The sequence below is a fragment of the Nocardioides sp. S5-5 genome, assembly GCF_054954065.1.
The window spans coordinates 4462490-4482228 of record NZ_CP199913.1 but is presented as its reverse complement, the minus strand read 5'-3'; the positions used below and the strand labels follow the sequence as shown (position 1 = coordinate 4482228).

Annotated in this window: 19 protein-coding genes and 1 pseudogene; 14 read left to right on the top strand and 6 right to left on the bottom strand. The window is 69.7% G+C overall.

The window, feature by feature from the left end; genetic code table 11:
• The first annotated feature begins 116 nt into the window (after positions 1 to 116).
• Complete coding sequence (gene trxB, locus ACUP6Y_RS21685; RefSeq protein WP_462553034.1) at positions 117 to 1067, top strand: thioredoxin-disulfide reductase; 951 nt, start codon at positions 117 to 119, stop codon at positions 1065 to 1067.
• Between the two features lie 22 nt (positions 1068 to 1089).
• Here trxB and ACUP6Y_RS21680 read toward each other — a convergent pair whose 3' ends face one another.
• Positions 1090 to 2511: a dihydrolipoyl dehydrogenase family protein gene (locus ACUP6Y_RS21680; protein WP_462553033.1), complete on the bottom strand. Its 1422-nt coding sequence runs from the start codon at positions 2509 to 2511 to the stop codon at positions 1090 to 1092.
• Between the two features lie 59 nt (positions 2512 to 2570).
• On the bottom strand, positions 2571 to 3161 hold the full coding sequence (locus ACUP6Y_RS21675; RefSeq protein WP_462553032.1) for a hypothetical protein: 591 nt from the start codon (positions 3159 to 3161) through the stop codon (positions 2571 to 2573).
• Between the two features lie 147 nt (positions 3162 to 3308).
• On the opposite strand from ACUP6Y_RS21675, the gene ACUP6Y_RS21670 reads away from it, so the two are divergent.
• Both ACUP6Y_RS21670 and ACUP6Y_RS21665 read left to right on the top strand, forming a co-directional pair.
• Positions 3309 to 3932 (top strand): TetR/AcrR family transcriptional regulator, encoded by a 624-nt coding sequence (locus tag ACUP6Y_RS21670; RefSeq protein ID WP_462553031.1) that lies wholly within the window; start codon positions 3309 to 3311, stop codon positions 3930 to 3932.
• 213 nt (positions 3933 to 4145) lie between these two features.
• On the top strand, positions 4146 to 4304 hold the full coding sequence (locus ACUP6Y_RS21665; protein ID WP_462553030.1) for a hypothetical protein: 159 nt from the start codon (positions 4146 to 4148) through the stop codon (positions 4302 to 4304).
• Between the two features lie 148 nt (positions 4305 to 4452).
• Here the strand turns inward: ACUP6Y_RS21665 and ACUP6Y_RS21660 are convergent, their stop codons facing one another.
• Positions 4453 to 5217 (bottom strand): nuclease-related domain-containing protein, encoded by a 765-nt coding sequence (locus ACUP6Y_RS21660; RefSeq protein WP_462553029.1) that lies wholly within the window; start codon positions 5215 to 5217, stop codon positions 4453 to 4455.
• Positions 5218 to 5614: 397 nt separating this feature from the next.
• Between ACUP6Y_RS21660 and ACUP6Y_RS21655 the strand changes: the two genes are divergently transcribed.
• Positions 5615 to 5905: a hypothetical protein gene (locus ACUP6Y_RS21655; protein ID WP_462553028.1), complete on the top strand. Its 291-nt coding sequence runs from the start codon at positions 5615 to 5617 to the stop codon at positions 5903 to 5905.
• Positions 5906 to 6207: 302 nt separating this feature from the next.
• On the opposite strand, the gene ACUP6Y_RS21650 is transcribed toward ACUP6Y_RS21655, so the two are convergent.
• Positions 6208 to 7365, bottom strand: coding sequence for a Fic family protein (locus ACUP6Y_RS21650; protein WP_462553027.1), 1158 nt, complete (start codon positions 7363 to 7365; stop codon positions 6208 to 6210).
• 82 nt (positions 7366 to 7447) lie between these two features.
• Here ACUP6Y_RS21650 and ACUP6Y_RS21645 point away from each other — a divergent pair, with 82 nt between their 5' ends.
• Positions 7448 to 7621 (top strand): hypothetical protein, encoded by a 174-nt coding sequence (locus tag ACUP6Y_RS21645; protein WP_462553026.1) that lies wholly within the window; start codon positions 7448 to 7450, stop codon positions 7619 to 7621.
• On the opposite strand, the gene ACUP6Y_RS21640 is transcribed toward ACUP6Y_RS21645, so the two are convergent.
• Complete coding sequence (locus tag ACUP6Y_RS21640) at positions 7611 to 8162, bottom strand: Lrp/AsnC family transcriptional regulator (protein WP_462553025.1); 552 nt, start codon at positions 8160 to 8162, stop codon at positions 7611 to 7613. The genes ACUP6Y_RS21645 and ACUP6Y_RS21640 overlap by 11 nt on opposite strands.
• A 187-nt stretch (positions 8163 to 8349) precedes the next feature.
• Here ACUP6Y_RS21640 and ACUP6Y_RS21635 point away from each other — a divergent pair, with 187 nt between their 5' ends.
• The 8 genes from ACUP6Y_RS21635 to ACUP6Y_RS21600 all read left to right on the top strand — a co-directional run bounded on the left by ACUP6Y_RS21635 (position 8350) and on the right by ACUP6Y_RS21600 (position 17835).
• Positions 8350 to 9441, top strand: a complete 1092-nt coding sequence (locus ACUP6Y_RS21635) for a Glu/Leu/Phe/Val dehydrogenase dimerization domain-containing protein (RefSeq protein WP_462553024.1) — start codon at positions 8350 to 8352, stop codon at positions 9439 to 9441.
• A gap of 5 nt (positions 9442 to 9446) precedes the next feature.
• Positions 9447 to 10565: a thiamine pyrophosphate-dependent enzyme gene (locus tag ACUP6Y_RS21630; protein ID WP_462553022.1), complete on the top strand. Its 1119-nt coding sequence runs from the start codon at positions 9447 to 9449 to the stop codon at positions 10563 to 10565.
• Between the two features lies 1 nt (position 10566).
• On the top strand, positions 10567 to 11541 hold the full coding sequence (locus tag ACUP6Y_RS21625; protein ID WP_462553021.1) for an alpha-ketoacid dehydrogenase subunit beta: 975 nt from the start codon (positions 10567 to 10569) through the stop codon (positions 11539 to 11541).
• Between the two features lie 9 nt (positions 11542 to 11550).
• Complete coding sequence (locus ACUP6Y_RS21620) at positions 11551 to 12795, top strand: dihydrolipoamide acetyltransferase family protein (protein ID WP_462553019.1); 1245 nt, start codon at positions 11551 to 11553, stop codon at positions 12793 to 12795.
• Complete coding sequence (locus tag ACUP6Y_RS21615) at positions 12792 to 13112, top strand: hypothetical protein (protein WP_462553018.1); 321 nt, start codon at positions 12792 to 12794, stop codon at positions 13110 to 13112. The genes ACUP6Y_RS21620 and ACUP6Y_RS21615 overlap by 4 nt, the downstream gene beginning before the upstream one ends.
• A gap of 37 nt (positions 13113 to 13149) precedes the next feature.
• Positions 13150 to 14541, top strand: a complete 1392-nt coding sequence (gene lpdA / locus ACUP6Y_RS21610) for a dihydrolipoyl dehydrogenase (protein WP_462553016.1) — start codon at positions 13150 to 13152, stop codon at positions 14539 to 14541.
• 300 nt (positions 14542 to 14841) lie between these two features.
• Positions 14842 to 17187: a transketolase-like TK C-terminal-containing protein gene (locus ACUP6Y_RS21605; RefSeq protein ID WP_462553015.1), complete on the top strand. Its 2346-nt coding sequence runs from the start codon at positions 14842 to 14844 to the stop codon at positions 17185 to 17187.
• Between the two features lie 117 nt (positions 17188 to 17304).
• Entirely contained in the window at positions 17305 to 17835 is a 531-nt protein-coding gene (locus tag ACUP6Y_RS21600; protein ID WP_462553014.1) for an Lrp/AsnC family transcriptional regulator, read from the top strand.
• Between the two features lie 19 nt (positions 17836 to 17854).
• Here ACUP6Y_RS21600 and ACUP6Y_RS21595 read toward each other — a convergent pair whose 3' ends face one another.
• Entirely contained in the window at positions 17855 to 18544 is a 690-nt protein-coding gene (locus tag ACUP6Y_RS21595; RefSeq protein ID WP_462553013.1) for a GntR family transcriptional regulator, read from the bottom strand.
• Between the two features lie 124 nt (positions 18545 to 18668).
• Here ACUP6Y_RS21595 and ACUP6Y_RS21590 point away from each other — a divergent pair.
• Positions 18669 to 19737: pseudogene (locus ACUP6Y_RS21590) on the top strand (FAD-dependent monooxygenase); the annotation flags it as partial.
• Between the last annotated feature and the right edge of the window lie 2 nt (positions 19738 to 19739).

Genomic DNA, 19739 nt, shown 5'->3' with positions numbered 1-19739 from the left:
GAGATGCGTTCAGCAGGACGGACTCGTGAAGAACCGTGCGAGGGGCCCCGACCGATACGGTCCGGCCGTCGCCTCCGCCGACCTCGCCCGGCTCCATCTCCACCCGAGAGGACGTCATGTCCACCATCCGCAACGTCATCATCATCGGGTCCGGGCCGTCCGGCTACACCGCCGCGGTCTACGCCGCCCGGGCGCAGCTGAGCCCCCTGGTCTTCGAGGGCTCGGTCACCGCCGGCGGGGCACTGATGAACACCACCGAGGTCGAGAACTTCCCCGGCTTCCGCGACGGCATCATGGGCCCGGCCCTGATGGACGAGATGCGCGCCCAGGCCGAGCGCTTCGGCGCCGAGCTGGTCGCCGACGACGTGGTCGAGGTCGACCTCACCGGCGAGCTCAAGACCGTGAGGACCGCCACCGACACCTACACCGCCCGCGCGGTGATCCTCGCCACCGGCTCCGGCTACCGCAAGCTCGACCTCCCCAACGAGGAGGCCCTGTCCGGGCGCGGCGTGTCCTACTGCGCGACCTGCGACGGGTTCTTCTTCCGCGAGCAGCACATCGCCGTCGTCGGCGGTGGCGACTCCGCCGTCGAGGAGGCCACCTTCCTCACCCGCTTCGGCTCCAAGGTGTCGCTGATCGTGCGCCGTGACGAGCTGCGCGCCTCCAAGATCATGGCCGAGCGGGCATTCGCCGACCCGAAGCTCGAGATCGTGTGGAACTCCGTCGTCGAGTCGATCAACGGCGCCGAGTCGCTGGAGTCGCTGACCCTCAAGGACACCGTCACCGGCGAGACCAGCGAGCTGCCCGCGACCGGGCTGTTCATCGCGATCGGCCACGAGCCCCGCTCGGAGCTGCTGACCGGCCAGGTCGACCTCGACGAGAACGGCTACGTCCTGGTCAAGCCCGGCACCACCGCCACCAGCCTGCCCGGCGTCTTCGCCGCCGGCGACCTCGTCGACCACGTCTACCGCCAGGCCATCACCGCCGCCGGCACCGGCTGCTCGGCCGCCCTCGACGCCGAGCGCTACCTCGCCGCCCTGGACCACGCCGCCGCGATGGCCACGTAGGCCGATGGCGTGGTAGCCGGAGTCAGCGGTCGCGGCCGTCGGCCTCGAGAAGGCGGAGCCAGACCTCGCTGATGGTCGGGTAGGCCGGCACAGCGTGCCAGAGCCGATCGAGAGGCACCTCGGCGGTGACCGCGATCGTCGCCGCGTGCAGCATCTCGGCGACGTCGGGGCCCACGGCCGTGAAGCCGACCAGGACGTTGCGTTCGGCGTCGATGACCATGCGGGCATGGCCCCTGTAGTCGTCGGCGTGCAGCGCCGCGCCGGCGACCGACCCGAGGTCGTGGTCGGCGGTCCTGACGGTGATCCCGGCCGCTGAGGCGGCCTCGGCGGACAGTCCGACGGTGGCGATCTCGGGGTCGGTGAAGATCACCTGGGCGACGGCGCGTTCATCCGCCGTGACCGCGTGCCGCCCCCAGGCCTCGAGGTCGGTGAGCTGGCCGCGTGCCCGTGCGGCGATCGCGTCCCCCAAGGCCCGCGCTTGATACTTGCCGTGGTGGGTCAGCATTGCCCGCGCGTTGACGTCGCCGGCGGCGTACAGCCAGCCGCCGTCGATCGGTCGGCCGGTCTCGTCGAGGACGCTCAGGGAGTCGTCGACGTGGAGCCACTCGCCCGGTGCGAGGCCGAGGTGGTCGAGCCCGATGTCCTTGGTGTTGGGGGTGCGTCCGGTCGCGACGAGGACCTCGTCGGCGATGACGACGGAGTCGTCGGCCAGGGTGAGGTGCACGGCACCGTCGGTGTCGCGACGGGCCGCAACGGCTGCGGACTCCACGCGGAGGTCGACGCCGGACGCTCGAAGAGCCGCCGAGACGTGCTCGCTGGCGAAGGGCTCGACGCCCGGGAGGAGCCGGGTCTGGGAGATGAGGGTCACCGTGGAACCCAGCGCACTGAGGGCGGTGGCCATCTCCGAGCCGACGACCCCACCGCCGATGATGGCGAGCCGGTCCGGGATGCGCTGGGTGGCCGCGGCCTCCCTGCTGGTCCACGGGTCCACCTGGGCCAGGCCGGGGATGGGGGGCAGCTGACCCGAGGTGCCGGTGGCGATCACCACGGCGTGACGCGCGGCCAGCACGGAGGTCGTGCCGTCACCGTGAGTGACGGTGACACTCCGGGTGCCGGTGACGCGTCCGTGGCCGCGAGCCAGGGTGATGCCCGCCTGGTCGAGCCAGTGCACCTGCCCGGCGTCGTTCCAGTCCGAGGTGAACCGGTCGCGACGCCCGAGCACGGCCTTGACGTCCAGCTGGCCGCTGATCGCCCGGCGGGCGGAGGGGAGCGCACGCGCGGCGCGGACGGCAGCGGCGTCACGCAACAAGGCCTTGGTCGGCATGCAGGCCCAGTAGGAGCACTCTCCGCCGACGAGCTCGCGCTCCACGACGACGGCAGTCAGGCCGCCCTGCACGGCCCGGTCGGCAACGTTCTCGCCGACCGGGCCGGCACCGATGATCACGACGTCGAACGTCTCAGTTCTGTTCGCGGTGCGGGCGGAAGCCGCGGGAGCAGTGGGGCTCATCGGTCCGCGCCCGTGGAGTCGCGATGCAGCCGGAACGCGGAGACGGCGAAGAAGATGCCGCCGAGCGTGGCGTATCCGGCGAGGCTGCCCAACGAGGCGTCGTCGCCCGACGCCGCCGCGACGAAGCTTCCGCCGGCAAGGACCGAGATGCCGCCGCTGAGGATCATCGGCCACTGGCCGCCGACCCGCCGGCGCTGCGCAGCGACGATCAGCTGCACGATGCCCGCAGTGATCGCCCACACCCCCCACACCCGCAGGACGTCGGGAATCCCGGAGCCGACCGCGAAGGCCAGTCCGATGGTGGTCGCGAGGCTGAGCGCGATGTTCACGACCAGTGCGACTCGCTGCGGCGCGGCGGCGAAGGAGCGCAGATCGTAGACGGCGGCGCCGAGGTCGAAGAGCGGGTACACCAGGAGCAGGGTGATGGAGAGCGCACCGAGCTTGGACGCATGGGTGGCGAGCAAGCCCGCCCAGACGAGCGCGAACAGGAAGCGCACGGCATAGAGGTTGCGAAGAGCCGGCTTGGAGCCGGAGGTCGACGGGTGGGAGCCGGTGACACCGGCGGAGGTCTCGACGGGATGGGACACGGTGAACTCTCTTCGTGAGGCAAGGTGTGTAGATAGACCGGTCGGTCTTGTTCGAGCATGGTGCCCCGGTACACGAATGTCAAGACCGACCGGTCTGTCTGTTAGCGTGGAGCGGTCTGGTGAGCCGGTGGAGAGATGAGGGATCGAATGTCTGAGGCGCGAGCGCGGCTGCTGGACACCGCGAGTCGGCTCTTCTATGCCGAGGGACTCCACACCGTCGGCATCGACAAGATCATCTCGACCGCGGGCGTGACTCGAGCCACGCTCTATCGGCACTTCCCGAGCAAGGACGACCTGGTCGTCGCCTACCTGGACCAGGGTGACGAGCTGATCCGCTCGGGCGTGGACTCCGCACGAAGCGCGGGTGGGTCACCGGACGACGTGATCGCCGCCGTCGCCGCGGGAATCGCCGACAACATTCAGCGTCCGGGATTCCGGGGCTGCGCCTTCCTGAATGCTGCAGCCGAGTACCCCGAACCCGCACACCCGGTGCATCGCGCCGTGATGCGCCACCGCGACTGGTTCCTGACTGCGGTGGGCGAGTTGTTCGCCGAGACCGGAAAGCCGGACGCCGAGGCTGCTGCCCGCCACTTCGTGATGCTGCGGGACGGAGCCATGGCTGCTGGCTGTCTCACCGACCCCGCCCTCGTCTGCGAGACGTTCCTGCGCGGGGTCGACGGGCTGCTCGTCTACCGCAGCCGTGACGACCGGGTCGGGGAGTCGGGGCCCCGCGAGGTGGGGGACGATGAAGCTGCCCCGTCGAGCAGTTGACGCGACACCCAGGGGCGTGACCCCTCCGCCGCCGCGCTGGTGAGTCGGTCGGAGCCTAAGGCCAGGACAGTCGGACCCGTGCTCGCGCGGACCTCGTCGAGGGTGACGTCGGGCGCCAGCTCGACGAGCCGGAGGCCCTCGGGGGTGATGTCGAGGACGCACAGGTCGGTGATGATGCGTTGCACGACCCTGCGACCGCTCCAGGACCGGCCGGTGCGCGTCGACCGGGAGACCCTCACCCTCGGCTATGCCGGCGTCTACTCCTCGTTCCTGCGCCACGCCGAACGCGCCGCCGAGCAGCACGGCGTCGACATCCGCGACATCCTCATGGAGTGCGGGCGCCGCGGCCAGTCGGCGGGCAGGAGGACATGATCGTCGACATCGCCCTGACCCTCGCCGCCGCCTGATCTCACGACGGGCGACATCCCCGGTTCGGCCGCACGCACAGTCGAGATACGCCGACCTCGGCTCTGGGCGGCATCTCGAACAGCCTGCCGCGGCGAAGCCGCATTCTGCCACCTTAGACCGCACCGCCTCCGAGCGATTCGTCAGAGGGAGAGTGCGCGGATAACCACTCGGATACCTGCTCGATGCGATCCTCGGAGATTTTCACCGGCTGCGCGCGCAGCCATTCGGCGACCCGGTCGCCGTGCACGAAGGTGCATCGGTCGTCGGTCACGCCTTGAGGGAAGTTCGCCCACAAGACCATGACGGGCGCTATCCACACGTTCAGGCGCGATGCAGTGAGCACACGGTCGTGCGTTTCCTTCGCCAGTGCGATCACGTGGCCCGGGCCGGGATGGGTGTAGCCCAGCGCCGGGTTGTCGAGTCGCTGGACGGTCACTCGCCCCTCGCTGACGGTGACGGTGCCGTTGATCCGCTTCGAGTCGAGGAGGAACACTCCGCCTCGTCCGACGACGAGATGGTCGATGTTGCCCTGGTGTGCAGGCAGGTCGTGCGTCACCATCCACCCCTCGGCCTCGAGTGGTGCGAGGGCGGTAGCGGTGGCTTCCTCGCCCCAAGCACCCGCCTGCCAGTTCTCGATCCATCCGGGTGGGCTCATGCGTGCGAAGAGGTAGAAGCAGAGCGCGGCTCCGGCGAACACGCCGGCGATCCAGGCGAGGGATGGCCAGGTGGTGGCGATGGCGAAGGAGCCGACGATCACCGAGCCGCAGATCGCCGCGACGGCCAGGAAGAGCTTGCGGTTGCGGCGCCGCCACGACCGGGTCAGGGCGTCGTACTGCGCTTGGCTGGAGCCTCCAGGTTTGCCGACGGGCGGGGCCATGTCATCAGCATGGCGAATCGCTGAGGCGTGGGAGGTGGAATCAGCGAGGCTCGCGGGCTTGGGCTTCCGCGACCAGCTCGATCAGGTCCCGGTGGTCCGCAAAAAGTCCGCAAAATGTTGAGAAATGGCCATAGAGCGCCAGCAACGACAAGTGCTTCACCTGGCGCGTTTCTGCAGGTCAGGAGCACTTTTCAAGCAATGACCAGCACTAGTCACCAATGCCCAAAAACCCCTCGAATCGTCCCCCTGGTACTACTGATCGGGAGCGTTTGCGCAGGTCATAGCCCCTTGTGCGCGGCAGATGCGTGGCAAGAATCGCGATCGAGATGACGCTGTCGTCTCGGCCGGCCGCTGAACGCACGAGGCTGCACGACGACGGAAGTGGCACCATCTGGGCATGGGAGTCGAGTGGCCGGATCGTCGCGAGGACGTCCTCTATGCGTTCGACATCTTGGCCAGTCCCAACCAATGGGACACGCTCTACGCGCATGATGAGCGCCTCAGCGTGGACGCTCAGAGGGAACTCGCTGGCGGCCGGATGGGCGGGCTTCACCGCCAGGCTGATCGAGAGGGCTGCATCGCGACCTACCAGCGTGCCAACGGCAAGGCCACGTGCCTCTGGCTCTTCGAGTACCGGCGCCAGCAGCTCTGGGCGCGGGCGGGTCTGAGGTCGGCCCGGTCACGGTGAAGGTCGTAAGCCGCTGCTGGCGGGCGTCGTCGGTGCTGTCGGCGACGAGGTGGGCGGTGTTGGAGTGGCGGCCGCGGGTCATGGCGACGTATGCGGCGGTGGCGCCGGTGGTCTCGCTGAGGGCGAAGTGGGCGTGGTCGACGGTGTCGCCCTGGGTGCCGCGGACGGTGGTCGCGTAGGCGAGCCCGACGTGCGCTCGGGCGTAGTCGCGGGGGTTCGGTGCAACTCCCCAACCGAGCAGTTCGAACTGCGCCTTGATGGCGGATTGAGCAGTTGTCCCAACGGGATGTTCGTCGGGGTCCTCACGGCAGTGCCCGCCGGATCTCGCCGATGAGAGTCGGGTAGGGGTCGTCCAGGGGCTTCCGCTCCGCCCGAAGCTGGGCCCGGATCTGTCGGAGCGACTCACCGGCCACGTAGTGGCGGCCCCGTCGCTCGCCTCGAGCCTCCAGGAGGCCTGTGTCGGCGGCGTTGACTAGGTCGCGGGTGGCCGTGCGTTCGTCGAGGTCGGTGAGCTTCACATACGACGGCCGTGTCACGCGCAGGCCGATCAAGGCATCGAACAGGGCGGAGCTGACACGTTCGTTGAGCCGATGCTCGGCGACTAGTTCGTCGATCTTGCGCCACTGGATCTCGGCCTCGTCGAACCGTCGGTGCATCGTCTGGGCCTGCATGTGGTGGGCGCGCAGGTTGAACTTCACCCACAGCGTGGCGTCGTTGCCGGGATTCCAGGCGCCGTGTCCGGTGGCGGCGAGAACGTCGTCGTAGTCCTGGGTGTTGTTGCCGAGCCACTCTTCGATGCTCGAGAAGGTCGGCTCGACTACGTGGTCCTGCGCGAGAACCATCGTCTGGAGAGCGCGGGCCATGCGTCCGTTCCCGTCGCGGAAGGGATGGATCATGACCAGATTCAGGTGAGCCATGGCCCCGCGCACTAGCGGGGCGTCAGCTGTCGGTGTCGACAGTGACGTGGAGAGCGCTCGCATCAGCTCCGGCACTTGATCACTATCCGGGCCCGCGTAGACGTTGACGCCGCGCTTGTCGTCGCGGACGAAGATCTCCTTGGTGCGGTAGCGACCGGGGGTCTTCGACAGGTCGTGATCGAGCAGCATGAAGTGCATCGAGCGCAGCACGGCTTCGTCGATCACGAAGCCGGGTTCGGTGGCGACGTTGAGAACGTAGGTGAGGACGCGGCGGTAGGCGAGGATCTCCAGCCAGGTGGCTTCGTCGGCGCCGAGAGGGGGCTCGTCGTCGACAGCGGCGACGGCGTCTTCGTCGCTGACGGTGTAGCCCTCGATGGTGTTGGAGCCTTGGATGGCACGTGCCGTCGAGGTGCGCCTGAGTAGCCCGTTCCACCGTTTGGGTGCGCGCAAGTAGTCCGCGAGCGATGCGCGCGTCTCATGGATCTCGCCGATGACGTGTTGGTCTTCGAGATCGGGGTCTGGCGTGGCGAAGAGAGGCGTCATGTCCGTATGTCCTTTATTAAGTGCCAACATTACGGCGCGGATCGCACTCCTGTCACTTAATAAGAGACATACAGACAGGCTCGTGCCAGCAGGCACGAGCGGGATCGGGGCGCGCTACTACCGCGAGGACATCACCGGGCGGTTCGTGGTCGACGACGGCCATCTCGCCGTACCCGAAGGCCCGGGGCTGGGCATCGTGTCCACCGAGGATCAGCTGTCGGCCGCCGGCACGTCGGTGCAGTGGCTCAGGCTCTGAGCGGCCGCCCCGACGGCCGACCGCGGCCGGGGCCTGTCGTCTGCGCCGCTGGGGTCGAGCGGCCCCAGCCGGTGTCCTCGGTGACCTTGTGCAACAGCGGCTGGACCCGGAAGGCGACCGGGGTCGCGACCGAGAACGTCGATGTCGTCTTGCGCACGCCGTCGATGGCGACGATCGAGGCGGTCAGCTCCTGCAGCGCCTCCAGCGAGGCGATCGCGACATGGACCAGGACGTCCTCCCGCCCGGCCTGGATCTTGACCTCGATGACCTCGGGAAGATCGGCGAGACCGCGGATGATCGCGGGCAGGAGTCGTTGGTCGAGCTCCACGCTGACCAGCGCCTGAATCCCCATGCCGATCGCGGCCAGGTCGATGTCGGGTCGGAAGCCGCGCAGGATCCCGGACTCGAGAAGCCGGTTCAGCCGGAGCTGCACCGTGTTGCGGCTGACGCTGAGGCTCTGTGCCATCTCGGCCACACCGGCCCGAGCGTCCTCGGTGAGCAGACGCAGGATCTCCGCGTCGAGGCGGTCGATCGTTGGCATGGTGACAACCTCCCGTGGGACTCAAGCCGGATCTATCGATCGAAAAGCATAGTTATGGCGAACTTTGTTGACCACATCTCGCTGTATCCAAGAGGATAGCGAAACGAAACGTCCAGCGTGATCCGCTGGACATTGCCGCGCCGTCGGGCCACAAGCCAAGGCGGCCAGTTCAGAAGGAACCCTCGCCATGAGCACCAGTGTTCTCGATGTGTCGCCCGCGCCGTTCGGCGTGTTCACCCGCGACGACGACCTGCGCGACGCTGCCCACGAACAGGTCGTGTTCTGTCGTGACCGGCAGACCGGGCTGCGCGCGATCATCGCGCTGCACGACACCACCCTGGGCCCGGGCCTGGGAGGCACCCGCTACTTTCCCTACGCCGACGAGGCCCAGGCCCTGACCGACGTCCTGCGTCTGGCGGAGGGGATGACCTACAAGGCTGCGGCGGCCACCATGCCGCTCGGCGGCGCGAAGGCCGTCATCATCGGCAACCCCGCCGACCGCAGCGACGCACTGCTCGAAGCGTACGGCCGGTTCGTCGAGAGCCTGAACGGGCGCTACTACACGGCCGCCGACGTCGGCACGACCTCGGCGGACCTGGACGTCGTCGGTCGGACCAGCACGTACGTGGTCGGGCGGACCGCGGGGGCCGGCGGGTCCGGCGACAGCGGCTACTCCACCGCCCTCGGTGTCTTCTCGGCGCTGAAGGCGGCGGCCGCTCTCAGGTGGGGGGACAACGGGCTTGCCGACAAGCGGGTCGGGGTCGAGGGAGTCGGCAAGGTCGGTCGCCACCTGGTCGACCTGCTTCTCGCGGCCGGTGCCCGGGTCGTCGCGTCGGACCCCGACGCGCAGGCCCTCGGGAGGCTCGACGGCAAGGGCGTCGAGCTCACGGTCCTCCCCTCTGTCCTCGGCGAGGAGCTCGACGTCTACGCGCCCTGTGCCCTGGGTGCCAGTCTCACGCCGGACTCGGTCTCGACCTTGAGGGCCCGCGTCGTATGCGGCGCCGCGAACAACCAGCTTCTCCACCGAGGCGTCGCGGAGCTCCTTCGCCAGCGGTCGATCCAGTGGGTCCCGGACTACGTCGCGAACGCCGGTGGCCTGATCCAGGTGGGCAGTGAGCTCACCTTGGCCTCGCCGGTCGAGGTGGAGGCCAAGGTCCGCGGGATCGAGGAGACTGCGCGTGAGATCCTCCACCACGCGGCGGACCAGGACGTGACGACCTACGAGGCTGCCCGGCGGATCGTCAGCCGGCGCCTCGCCGCTGGTCGTCAGGAGCGATGATGACGATGACCGTCTCCCCTGGGGCCGTCGAGGTGGACGACGTCGTGCGGGTCGCTCGCCAGCGCGACCCCCGTCCAACCGTGCCCTTCCAGGTCATCGACGAGAACGGCGAGCTGACCGCTGCGGGCGAGGCCCTCGGGATCGATCTCGACCTCGCGCAGCAGTTGTACGTCGACATGGTGCTGGCGCGCCGGTTGGACCAGGAGGCGCTCGCCCTGCAGCGGCAGGGCGAGCTGCACCTGTGGCTGATGAGTTGGGGGCAGGAGGCGGCGCAGGTGGGGTCCGTGCGGGCGCTGCGTGAGACCGACCCGATCTTCCCGAGCTACCGCGAGCATGCGGTCGCGCTGTGCCGGCGGATCTCGCCGGCCGACATCATGCGCCAGTGGCGTGGTGTCGCGCACGCGGGTTGGGACCCCGCCGTGTCGAACATGCACATCTACTCCCTGGTGCTGGGCACGCAGACGCTGCATGCCACGGGCTACGCCGCCGGGGTGCGGATGGATCGGTCCGACGAGGTGGTGATGACCTACTTCGGCGACGGGTCGGCCAGCCAGGGCGACGTCAACGAGGCGTTCAACTGGGCGGCGGCGGGCAGTCTCCCGGTCGTCTTCTTCTGCCAGAACAACCAGTGGGCGATCTCGACGCCGACCAGCGCCCAGATGCGAACGCCTCTGCACGTGCGCGCCGCCGGCTTCGGCCTCGCCGGCTATCACGTCGACGGGAACGACGCGCTGGCCGTGCATGCCGTCACGCAGGAGGCGGTCGCGCGGGTCCGCGCTGGCGGGCCGCCCGCGTTGATCGAGGCCCAGACCTACCGGCTGGCCGGGCACTCGAGCTCGGACGATCCCACCCGCTACCGCAGCGACGACGAGCTCGCCGCCTGGCAGGCCAAGGACCCGGTCCACCGGTTGGAGCGCTTCCTGCGCGGCTCCGGACTGGCGGAGGCGTACTTCGAGGAGCTGAGGTCGCGTGAAGAGGCGTTCGCCGCCACCGTCCGCGACGAGTGCAAGGCGCTCCACGGGGACGGGCTGGACGCGGTCTTCGACCAGACCTATGCAGAGCCCCACCCGGTGATGGCGGCCGAGAAGGCCCGATTCCTCGCCCGTCGTGGGTCGGTGGCCTGAGGTGGCGACTCGACATTCCCTCGGCGCCGCGATCAACGCGGGTCTGCGGGCCGCGATGGCGCGCGACGAGAAGGTCGTCGTGATGGGTGAGGACGTCGGCACGCTCGGTGGCGTGTTCCGGGTGACCGACGGGCTCGCGGCCGAGTTCGGTCCCGAGCGCGTCGTCGATACGCCCCTGGCCGAGTCGGGGATCGTCGGCACCGCGATCGGCTTGGCGCTGCGCGGCTATCGCCCCGTCTGTGAGATCCAGTTCGACGGCTTCGTCTACCCTGCCTTCGATCAGATCGTCAGTCAGCTGGCGAAGATGCGCGCCCGCTCCCAGGGCCGGCTCGCGCTGCCCCTCGTGATCCGCATCCCGGCTGGGGGTGGGATCGGCGCGGTCGAGCACCACTCGGAGTCGAACGAGGCGTACTTCGCGCACACCGCGGGCCTGCGCGTGGTGTCGTGCTCGAACCCGGACGACGCCTTCCACATGATCCAGCAGGCCATCGCCTCCGACGACCCGGTGATCTTCTACGAGCCCAAGCGCCGCTACTGGGACAAGGGCGACGTCCAGGACGAGCCGTCGCGGTCGTTGCACGAGGCGGCCGTGCTGCGCGAGGGCGGCGACTGCACCCTGGTCGCCCACGGCCCGACGGTCGCCACCGCCCTCGCGGCGGCCGACGGGGCCCGGGAGGACGGCTTCGATGTCGGCGTGGTCGACCTGCGTTCGATCTCGCCGCTCGACCTGCCGACGTTGCGGAAGGTTGCCGCGCAGTCGCATCGGGTCGTCGTGGTTCACGAGGCTTCGACGCTCTTCGGGATCGGTGCCGAGATCGCGGCCTCCATCACGGAGGAGTGCTTCTACGACCTGGAGGCGCCGGTCCTCCGCGTGGGCGCCTACAACCTGCCGTACCCGCCCGCGCACCTGGAGAGCGACTTCCTGCCGGACGTCGACCGGGTGCTCGAGGCGGTCGAGTCCAGCCTGAGCTTCTGAGGAGACCCCGTGTTCGAGTTCAAGCTGCCCGACGTCGGCGAGGGCCTCACCGAGGCAGACGTCCTGGCGTGGCACGTCGCGCCCGGCGACCTGGTGGAGGTGAACCAGACCCTCGTCGAGATCGAGACCGCGAAGTCTGTCGTGGAGCTGCCCTCGCCCGTCGCCGGCACGGTCGGCACGTTGGACGTCGAGGTCGGTCAGACGGTCCCGGTCGGCACCGTCATCATCACCATCGACGACGGTGCCGCCCTCGAGGAGGTCGTCGAGGAGGAGAAGCCGCTCGTGCTCGTCGGGACCGGCCCGGCACCTGCGGTGGCGCGGACCCGGCGGCTGACCGGCCGCGGTGGGAGCACCACCCCGACGCCCACGCCCGCACCGGTGCGGACCGGCTCGGTGCGGGCCAAGCCGCCGGTCCGGTTCCTGGCCCGTCAGCTCGGGGTCGACCTGGCCGCGGTACGTCCCTCGGACGGCGCGATCGTGTCGCGCCAGGACGTCGAGGAGGCGGCGCTCGCCGCCACCACCACCGTCCCGTCGGCAGCCGCACCCCCCGGCGGCCGGGAGACCCGGACACCGATCAAGGGAGTGCGCAAGGCGACCGCCGCGGCGATGACGGCCTCGGCGTTCACCGCGCCGCACGTCACGGAGTTCCTCACGGTGGATGTCACCCGCACCATGGACCTGCTCGCGAGGCTCAAGGCAGACCGGGCCTGGAGCGGTGTACGCCTGACGCCCCTGGTGCTGGTCGCCCGCGCGCTCCTTCTCACCGTGCGCCGGTATCCGGGGATCAACGCGCGGTGGGACGATCCGGCCCAGGAGATCGTCGAGCCCCGGTACGTGAACCTCGGGCTCGCGGCGGCCACCCCGCGTGGCCTGATCGTGCCGAACGTCAAGGACGCCGACGCCCTCGACCTGCGCGGGCTCGCCGACGCGATCGAGGATCTGGTCGCCACTGCTCGGGCCGGGAGGACCTCGCCCGAGCAGATGGCGCACGGCACCATCACGATCACCAACATCGGTGCCCTCGGCGTCGATACGGGTACGCCGATCCTCAACCCGGGCGAGGCCGCGATCCTCGCGTTCGGGAACGTGCGCGACATGCCCTGGGTCGTCGACGGTCGGATCGAGGTGCGCAAGGTGACCCAGCTGGCCCTCTCGTTCGACCACCGTCTCGTCGATGGCGAGCTCGGCTCCCGCGTCCTCGCCACGCTGGGTCGGCTGCTGTCCGATCCCAGTGAGGCGTTCGCCCTCGCATGAGCGCCCACCTCGCCGAGACTCGCCGGGCCGGGCTGGCGGCCGGGCTGGTCGTCGTCACCGTCCATGCCCGCGCCGATCTCACGGTCGGCGCCCGGATCCTGCAGATGCTCACGGTCCAGCGGGTCACGGTCGAGCGCCTGACCGCGGACTTCAGTCACGTCGACCCCGGTGAGATCAAGGGGATCGAGAGCGTCCAGGTGCCGTTGATGCGCATCTCGCTGGTCGTGGCGCTGCGTGGTGGCGACGACCTGGACCGGATCGTCAAGCGCCTCAACCGGTTCGTCGACGTCTACAAGGTCGAGCGCTTCCTCCTCTGAGAAACACGCTCTGAGAACACTCCAACGAAAGGCCGTCATGACGACCCACACCTACGACATCGTGATCCTGGGAGGCGGCAGCGGCGGCTATGCCACGGCGCTGCGCGCCCGCCAGCTGGGCATGACGGTCGCGCTGGTCGAGCGGGACCGTCTGGGCGGGACCTGCCTGCACCGTGGCTGCATCCCGACCAAGGCCCTGCTGCACGCCGCCGAGGTCGCCGATGCCGCCCGCGAGGCGGTTGCCTTCGGTGTTCGCGCCAGCCTGGACGGCATCGACCTGCCGGGCGTCAACGCGTTCAAGGACGGGGTCGTCGCCCGACTCCACCAGGGTCTGCAGGGGCTGGTCGGCTCGGCCGGCATCACGGTGGTCGAGGGGCACGGCCGGCTCGCTCGGGTGCTTCCGGAGGGCGGTGGCGTGGTCGCTGTCGATACGGCGGAGTACGTCGGCCGGCAGGTCGTCCTGGCGACCGGATCGGTCGCCAGGACCCTGCCCGGGCTGGAGATCGGTGGTCGCGTCATCACGTCCGACGAGGCGCTCGGCCTCGCGGAGCTGCCCGAGCGGGTCGTGATCGTCGGCGGCTCGGTGATCGGTGTCGAGTTCGCCAGCCTCTGGCGCTCGTTCGGCGTCGAGGTCACCATCGTCGAGGCGCTGCCGCGCCTGGTTCCCCTCGAGGACCCGTCGCTGTCCAAGCAGCTGGAGCGCGCCTTCCGCAAGCGCGGCATCGGCTTTCGCGCCGGTGCCCGCGTCGCCGGTGTGGAGGAGTCCGCGGTGGGTGTCACCGTGACCCTCGAGGGTGGTGAGACGCTGGCGGCGGACCTGGTCCTCGTCGCGGTCGGCCGCGGCCCCCGCAGCGCCGACCTCGGCTTCGAGGAGGCCGGCCTGGTCCTGGACCGCGGCTGGGTACGAACCGACGAACGGCTCGCGACCGGACACCCGGGGGTCTACGCCGTGGGCGACCTCGTCGCGGGGCTCCAGTTGGCGCACCGCGGCTTCGCCCACGGGATCTTCGTCGCCGAGGAGATCGCCGGGCTGCATCCCGCGCCGGTGATCGACGCGGGCATCCCGCGGGTCACCTACTGCGAGCCCGAGATCGCCAGTGTGGGACTCACCGAGCCCCAGGCGCGTGAGCAGCTCGGTGAGGACCGCGTCGAGGTCGTGGAGTACGGCCTCGGCGGCAACGGGAAGAGCCAGATCCTGCGGACCGCGGGCAGCGTGAAGCTGGTCCGCGAGAAGGGCGGCCCCATCGTGGGTGTGCATCTGGTCGGCAGCCGGCTCGGTGAGCAGGTCGGAGAGGCGGCCCTGATCGTCAACTGGGAGGCGCATCCCGAGGACGTGGCCGCAGTTCTGCACGCCCACCCCACCCAGAACGAGGCACTCGGCGAGGCCGCCCTCGCGCTCGCCGGCAAGCCCCTGCACGCCCACGGCTGACGGGTGCTTGACACCCCGATCAGATGGTGTGCGCTGCGTGGTTGGGTACCGGATCGTGCTCACCTGGGCACGGAAAAGGCACCTACGGCGCACCTGGCCGCACGAAGACGTTCGACATGCGACCGATCTCGGCAACGCTGTGGCGTAGCGAATCTGCCGATGTGATCGTGGTGGGTCCGGGAGATCCCCGCAGCCGACCTCGTCGGCCGCCCTCTGTCGGGGACCGCGACCATCCGTGCGGGACCTCGACGGACAGGCGCGGCCGGCTCGACCGCCTGTCAACGAATGAGGCCCCGTCACATGACCGAGCTCGCGACCCCTCCTGCCGCGACCACCACGCACAGCACCACGCACAGCACGCTACGTGAGATCGCCGAGAGGGTGCGGTGGATCGCCACCGCCATCGTCGACAGCGCGAACCACGGCCGTCCGAACGACTCGGGGGTCAAGGTGGGCGGTCACCAGGCGTCGAGTGCGTCGATGGTCGACATCATGGTGTCGCTGTGGTTCTCCGAGCTCGGCCGACTGGATCGCGTCTCCGTCAAGCCGCATGCCTCGCCGGTGCTGCACGCGATCAACTACCTGCTCGGCGACCTCGACGGCTCCTACCTGACGCGGCTCCGGGAGAAGGGTGGCCTGCAGAGCTATCCGAGTCGCCTCAAGGATCCCGGCACCGTCGACTTCTCGACGGGTTCCGTCGGGATCGGCGCCACGGCGGCGATCTGGGCGGCCATGTCCCACCGTTATGTCTCATCACGCTTCGCGGACGCCCCGCCCGCGGGCCGGTTCATCAGCCTGGTCGGCGATGCCGAGCTCGACGAGGGCGCGGTCTGGGAGGCGGTCGCCGACCCCTCGGTCGCGAAGCTGGGCGAGCTGCTCTGGATCGTCGACCTCAACCGGCAGTCGCTCGACCGGGTGGTCCCCGACGTCCAGATCGATCGACTCCAGGGCATGTTCGCCGCGGCGGGCTGGCAGGTGCTGACCCTCAAGTGGGGACGCCGGATCACGGCGCTGTTCGACCGCCCGGGCGGCGACGAGCTGCGGGCGCGGCTCGAGTCGATGCCCAATGAGGAGTACCAGCGGACGCTGCGAGCCGATCCCGAGACGATCGCCGATCGCATCGTCGGCGTGGCCGGCTCGGCCGACCTGCGGGCCCTGGTCGAGTCGGTGTCGTCGGCGGAGCTGGCGTCGGCCATCCGTGATCTCGGTGGTCACGATCTCGACCTGCTGGTCGACACCTACCGGCTGGTCGAGGACGACCGCCCGACGGTGATCTTCGCCTACACCATCAAGGGCCGTGGGCTGCCGATCGAAGGGCATCCCGCCAATCACTCGGCGCTGCTGAGCGGGGCGCAGATGGACGCGTACGCCGCGCAGATCGGCGCCGACCGCACGGACCCGTGGCGGCCCTTCGCTCCGGGAACGGCGGCGGCCGAGCTGTGCCGCGCGCGAGCGACGCAGCTGCGGCGCGATCCGACGACGGACGCCCCGCCCGCAGCACTGCCGACGACGTTGGGACGCAGCCACCGCGCTCCAATCTCGACCCAGGCGGCACTGGGCCGCCTTCTCGTCGACGTCAAGCGGGCCGCACCGCAGGTCGCGGCCCGGGTCGTCACCTGCAGCCCCGACGTCGCGTCGTCGACGAACCTGGGCGGCTGGATCAACAAGACCGGCGTGTGGTCGGTCGAGGACAGGCACGACTGGTTCGGGGACGACGCCGAACGGGTCCTCAAGTGGTCCGAGGTGACGAACGGGCAGCACATCGAGCTCGGCATCGCGGAGGTCAATCTCGTCGGTCTTCTCGGCGAGCTCGGCGTGACGTGGAGCCGGTGGGGCGAGCGGCTGATCCCGATCGCGACCCTGTACGACCCGTTCGTCTCGCGTGCGCTCGAGCCCTGGTCGTACGGGATCTACGCCGGCGGCCAGTCCATCCTGGTCGGTACGCCCTCAGGTGTCACCCTGGCGCCCGAGGGGGGAGCGCACCAGTCGATCACCACGCCGTCGATCGGCCTCGAGCAGCCCGGCTGCATCGCCTGGGAGCCGGCCTTCGCCCAGGACCTCGAGTGGTGCATGCTCGCCGCGATGGATCAGGTCGGTGTGCCGGGCGGCACGTCGTCGTACTTCCGCCTCTCCACGCGCCCGCTCGACCAGGGCCTGTCCCGGCTGCCGGAGGATGCCGACCTCCTCGAGCGCCGTCGCCAGCATGCCGTCGCGGGCGGATACCGGATCACGGACCACGACCCGGCCGAGGAGCAGGTCACCCTCGTCGGCGTCGGTGCGATCATGCCCGAGGTGGTGGCGGCGGCGGCCCGGCTGGCGAGTCGAGGGATCACGGCAGGCGTCGTGTGCCTGACCAGTCCGGACCTGGTGTACCGCTCGTTCGACGCCCGCGGCCGGGTCGGCGCGCAGCCGACGTCGGGGATCGCAGACGTCCTCTTCCCGAGCGGCCGGCCGACGCCGATGGTCACGGTCATGGACGGTCATCCGCACACCTTGTCGTTCCTCTCGGGCATCCGGGGAGACCGGCTCGTGGGCCTCGGCGTCAGGGACTTCGGCCAGTCGAGTGGTGTCGACGAGGCCTATCGTCTGCACGGCATCGACGTCACCGCGATCGTCGACGCGGCCCTGACGGTGACCGGCCGATGAGCGAGGTCGCGGACCTCGGGCGATGCGCGCGCGGTCCGCTCCGCGGCCGGTGACGGTGGAGGAGGTGTGTCCTACGATGCGAATTCCCAGGAATTCTCGTCACTAAGCGAGGCGCGGATGGCAGATGTGAGCCCGTCGGAGCACGGGCCGGTCGGCTCGAGGAAGGCGGTCCAGCTCGACGACGTCGACCGTCGGCTGCTCGAGCTCCTGCGCCGCGACGCCCGCATCCCGATCAGTGAGCTCGCGCGACTCGTGAACCTCTCCTCGGGCCCGGTGAGCCGCCGGATCGACCGACTCGAGCGCCAGGGAGTGATCAAGGGCTACGTCACGGTGATCGACGACCAGGTCGCCGGAGACCTCTATGCGTTCACGGAGATCCGGCTGACGGGGGACACGGAGACCGCTGTTCTCGAGAAGGTCCTGCGTGAGATGGACGAGGTCCAGAACTTCTTCACCATCGCGGGTGACCCGGACGTCCTGGTGCGGCTCAGGGTCCAAGACGTCGACCACCTGCAGCGCGTCGTGAACCGGATCCGCAGGACGGGCAAGACGACAGGGACCAAGACCATGATCGTCATGTACGACTGGAACCGCGGTGAGGACGCTGGTCCCGAGAGCGACTCGCCGGTGACCTCGACGACGGAATGATCCGGTCGGGAGAGGACGCTCACGCGGTCTTGGCGCGGCCGGCCTCCTCGGCGTACCGGACCAGGACGGCGGTCGTCCGCTCGATGTGCTCGCGCAGCGCCTGGGTGGCGCCGGCCTCGTCGCGGGCGACGGTGAACTCCGCGATGGTGCGGTGCTCGCAGGCGACGTCGCGGGTCTCATCGTGGGCCAGGCGCTGCGACCAGCTCTGGTAGAGCTCGGAGCAGGCGCGCAGCTCGACGGCGACCGCCTCGAGCCGGCTGCTCTGACAGCCGGCGAGCAGGGTGTCGTGGAAGGCCCGGTGGGCGTGGGTGAAGGCCGTCGCGATGGTGCCCTCGGGGGTGATCATCGAGGTGTTGGCCAGCTCGTGGTGGCTGGCGATCACGGAGGCCTCCCAGGCGATGTCGCCGAGCCGGATCGACTCGGCGAGGGCCAGGGTCTCGATGAGGACCCGCGCCCGGGTGAGGTCGAGCAGGTCGTCGATGGTCAGCGACATCACCGCGAAGCCGCGCTGCGGCGAGGCCTGGACCAGGCCCTCGCCGGCCAGCCGGGTCACCGCCTCGCGGACGACGGAGAGGCTCACGCCGTACGCCTCGACGAAGTCGTTGAGCTTGAGCTTGCTGCCGGGCTCCAGCTCACCGGACAGCAGGCGATCGCGGATCAGGTCGTAGGTCTCCTGGATGCGGGTGGGCTTGGCGGCCGGAGCGGACATGGGCGAAGTCTACGTCGAGGCGACAGAAAATCGCTGTTATGAAAAGAAATCGATATTTTCTTTACCCATCGATATCTAGGGCTGACCCTTGTGATGCAGGCCACGCAATCGAAGGAGACTTCCCATGGCTGACATCCAGGTGCCCGTGCTCATCGTCGGCGGCGGCGGCGCGGGCCTCACCGCGTCGATGACGCTGTCCACCCTCGGCGTCGACTCGCTGCTGGTCAGCGCGTTCCCGACGACGTCGGTCCTCCCGAAGGCGCATGTGCTCAACCAGCGGGCGATGGAGATCTTCACCGAGACCGGCGTGGCGCCCGAGATCTACAAGCGCAGCACGCCGGCGCAGAGCATGCGCGCCACCGGCTGGTACGCCGGCCTCACCGGCGGCCACGAGGACTACGGTCGGCGGATCGGCGTCCTCGAGGTCTGGGGCGGCGGCTACACCGACCCGGCGTACGTCGCCGCGAGCCCGTGCCGCACCTGCAACCTCCCGCAGATCCGGCTCGAGCCGGTCCTCAAGGATCACGCGGAGAAGCTCAACCCCGGCAACGTGCGCTTCAACAACGAGCTCCTCGAGCTGGTGCAGGACGATGACGGCGTCACCGCGACGATCCGCGACAAGGACGCCGACACCGAGTACACCGTGCGCGCGCAATACGTCATCGCCGCCGACGGCGACCGCACCGTCGGCAAGCAGGTCGGTGTCACGCTCGACGGGCCGCGCGACATCATGAAGCTGGTCTCGGTCCACATGACCGCCGACCTCTCGCCCTGGGCCACCGACGACGACGTGCTCATCCGCTGGCTGGTCAACCCCGACTTCGGCGGCTCGTGGAGCGGCGTGCTCGTGCCGATGGGACCCGACCACTGGGGCCCGGAGTCGGAGGAGTGGGTCTTCCACATGCAGTACGCCAACGACGACCCCGACGCCATGCGCGAGGAGAAGGTCCTCGAGCGGATGTACGCGACCCTCGGCCTCCCGGCCGACCACCCGGTGCAGGTCCACAAGATCAGCCCCTGGGTGATGGAGGGCGTCATCGCCGACAGGTTCCGCGTCGGCCGTCTTCGTCGCCGGCGACGCCGCGCACCGGCACCCCCCGACGGGCGGCCTGGGCCTGACCTCGGCCATCGCCGACGTCTACAACCTGGGCTGGAAGCTGGCCGCGGTCCTGGCCGGAAGGGCCGGCGACGCGCT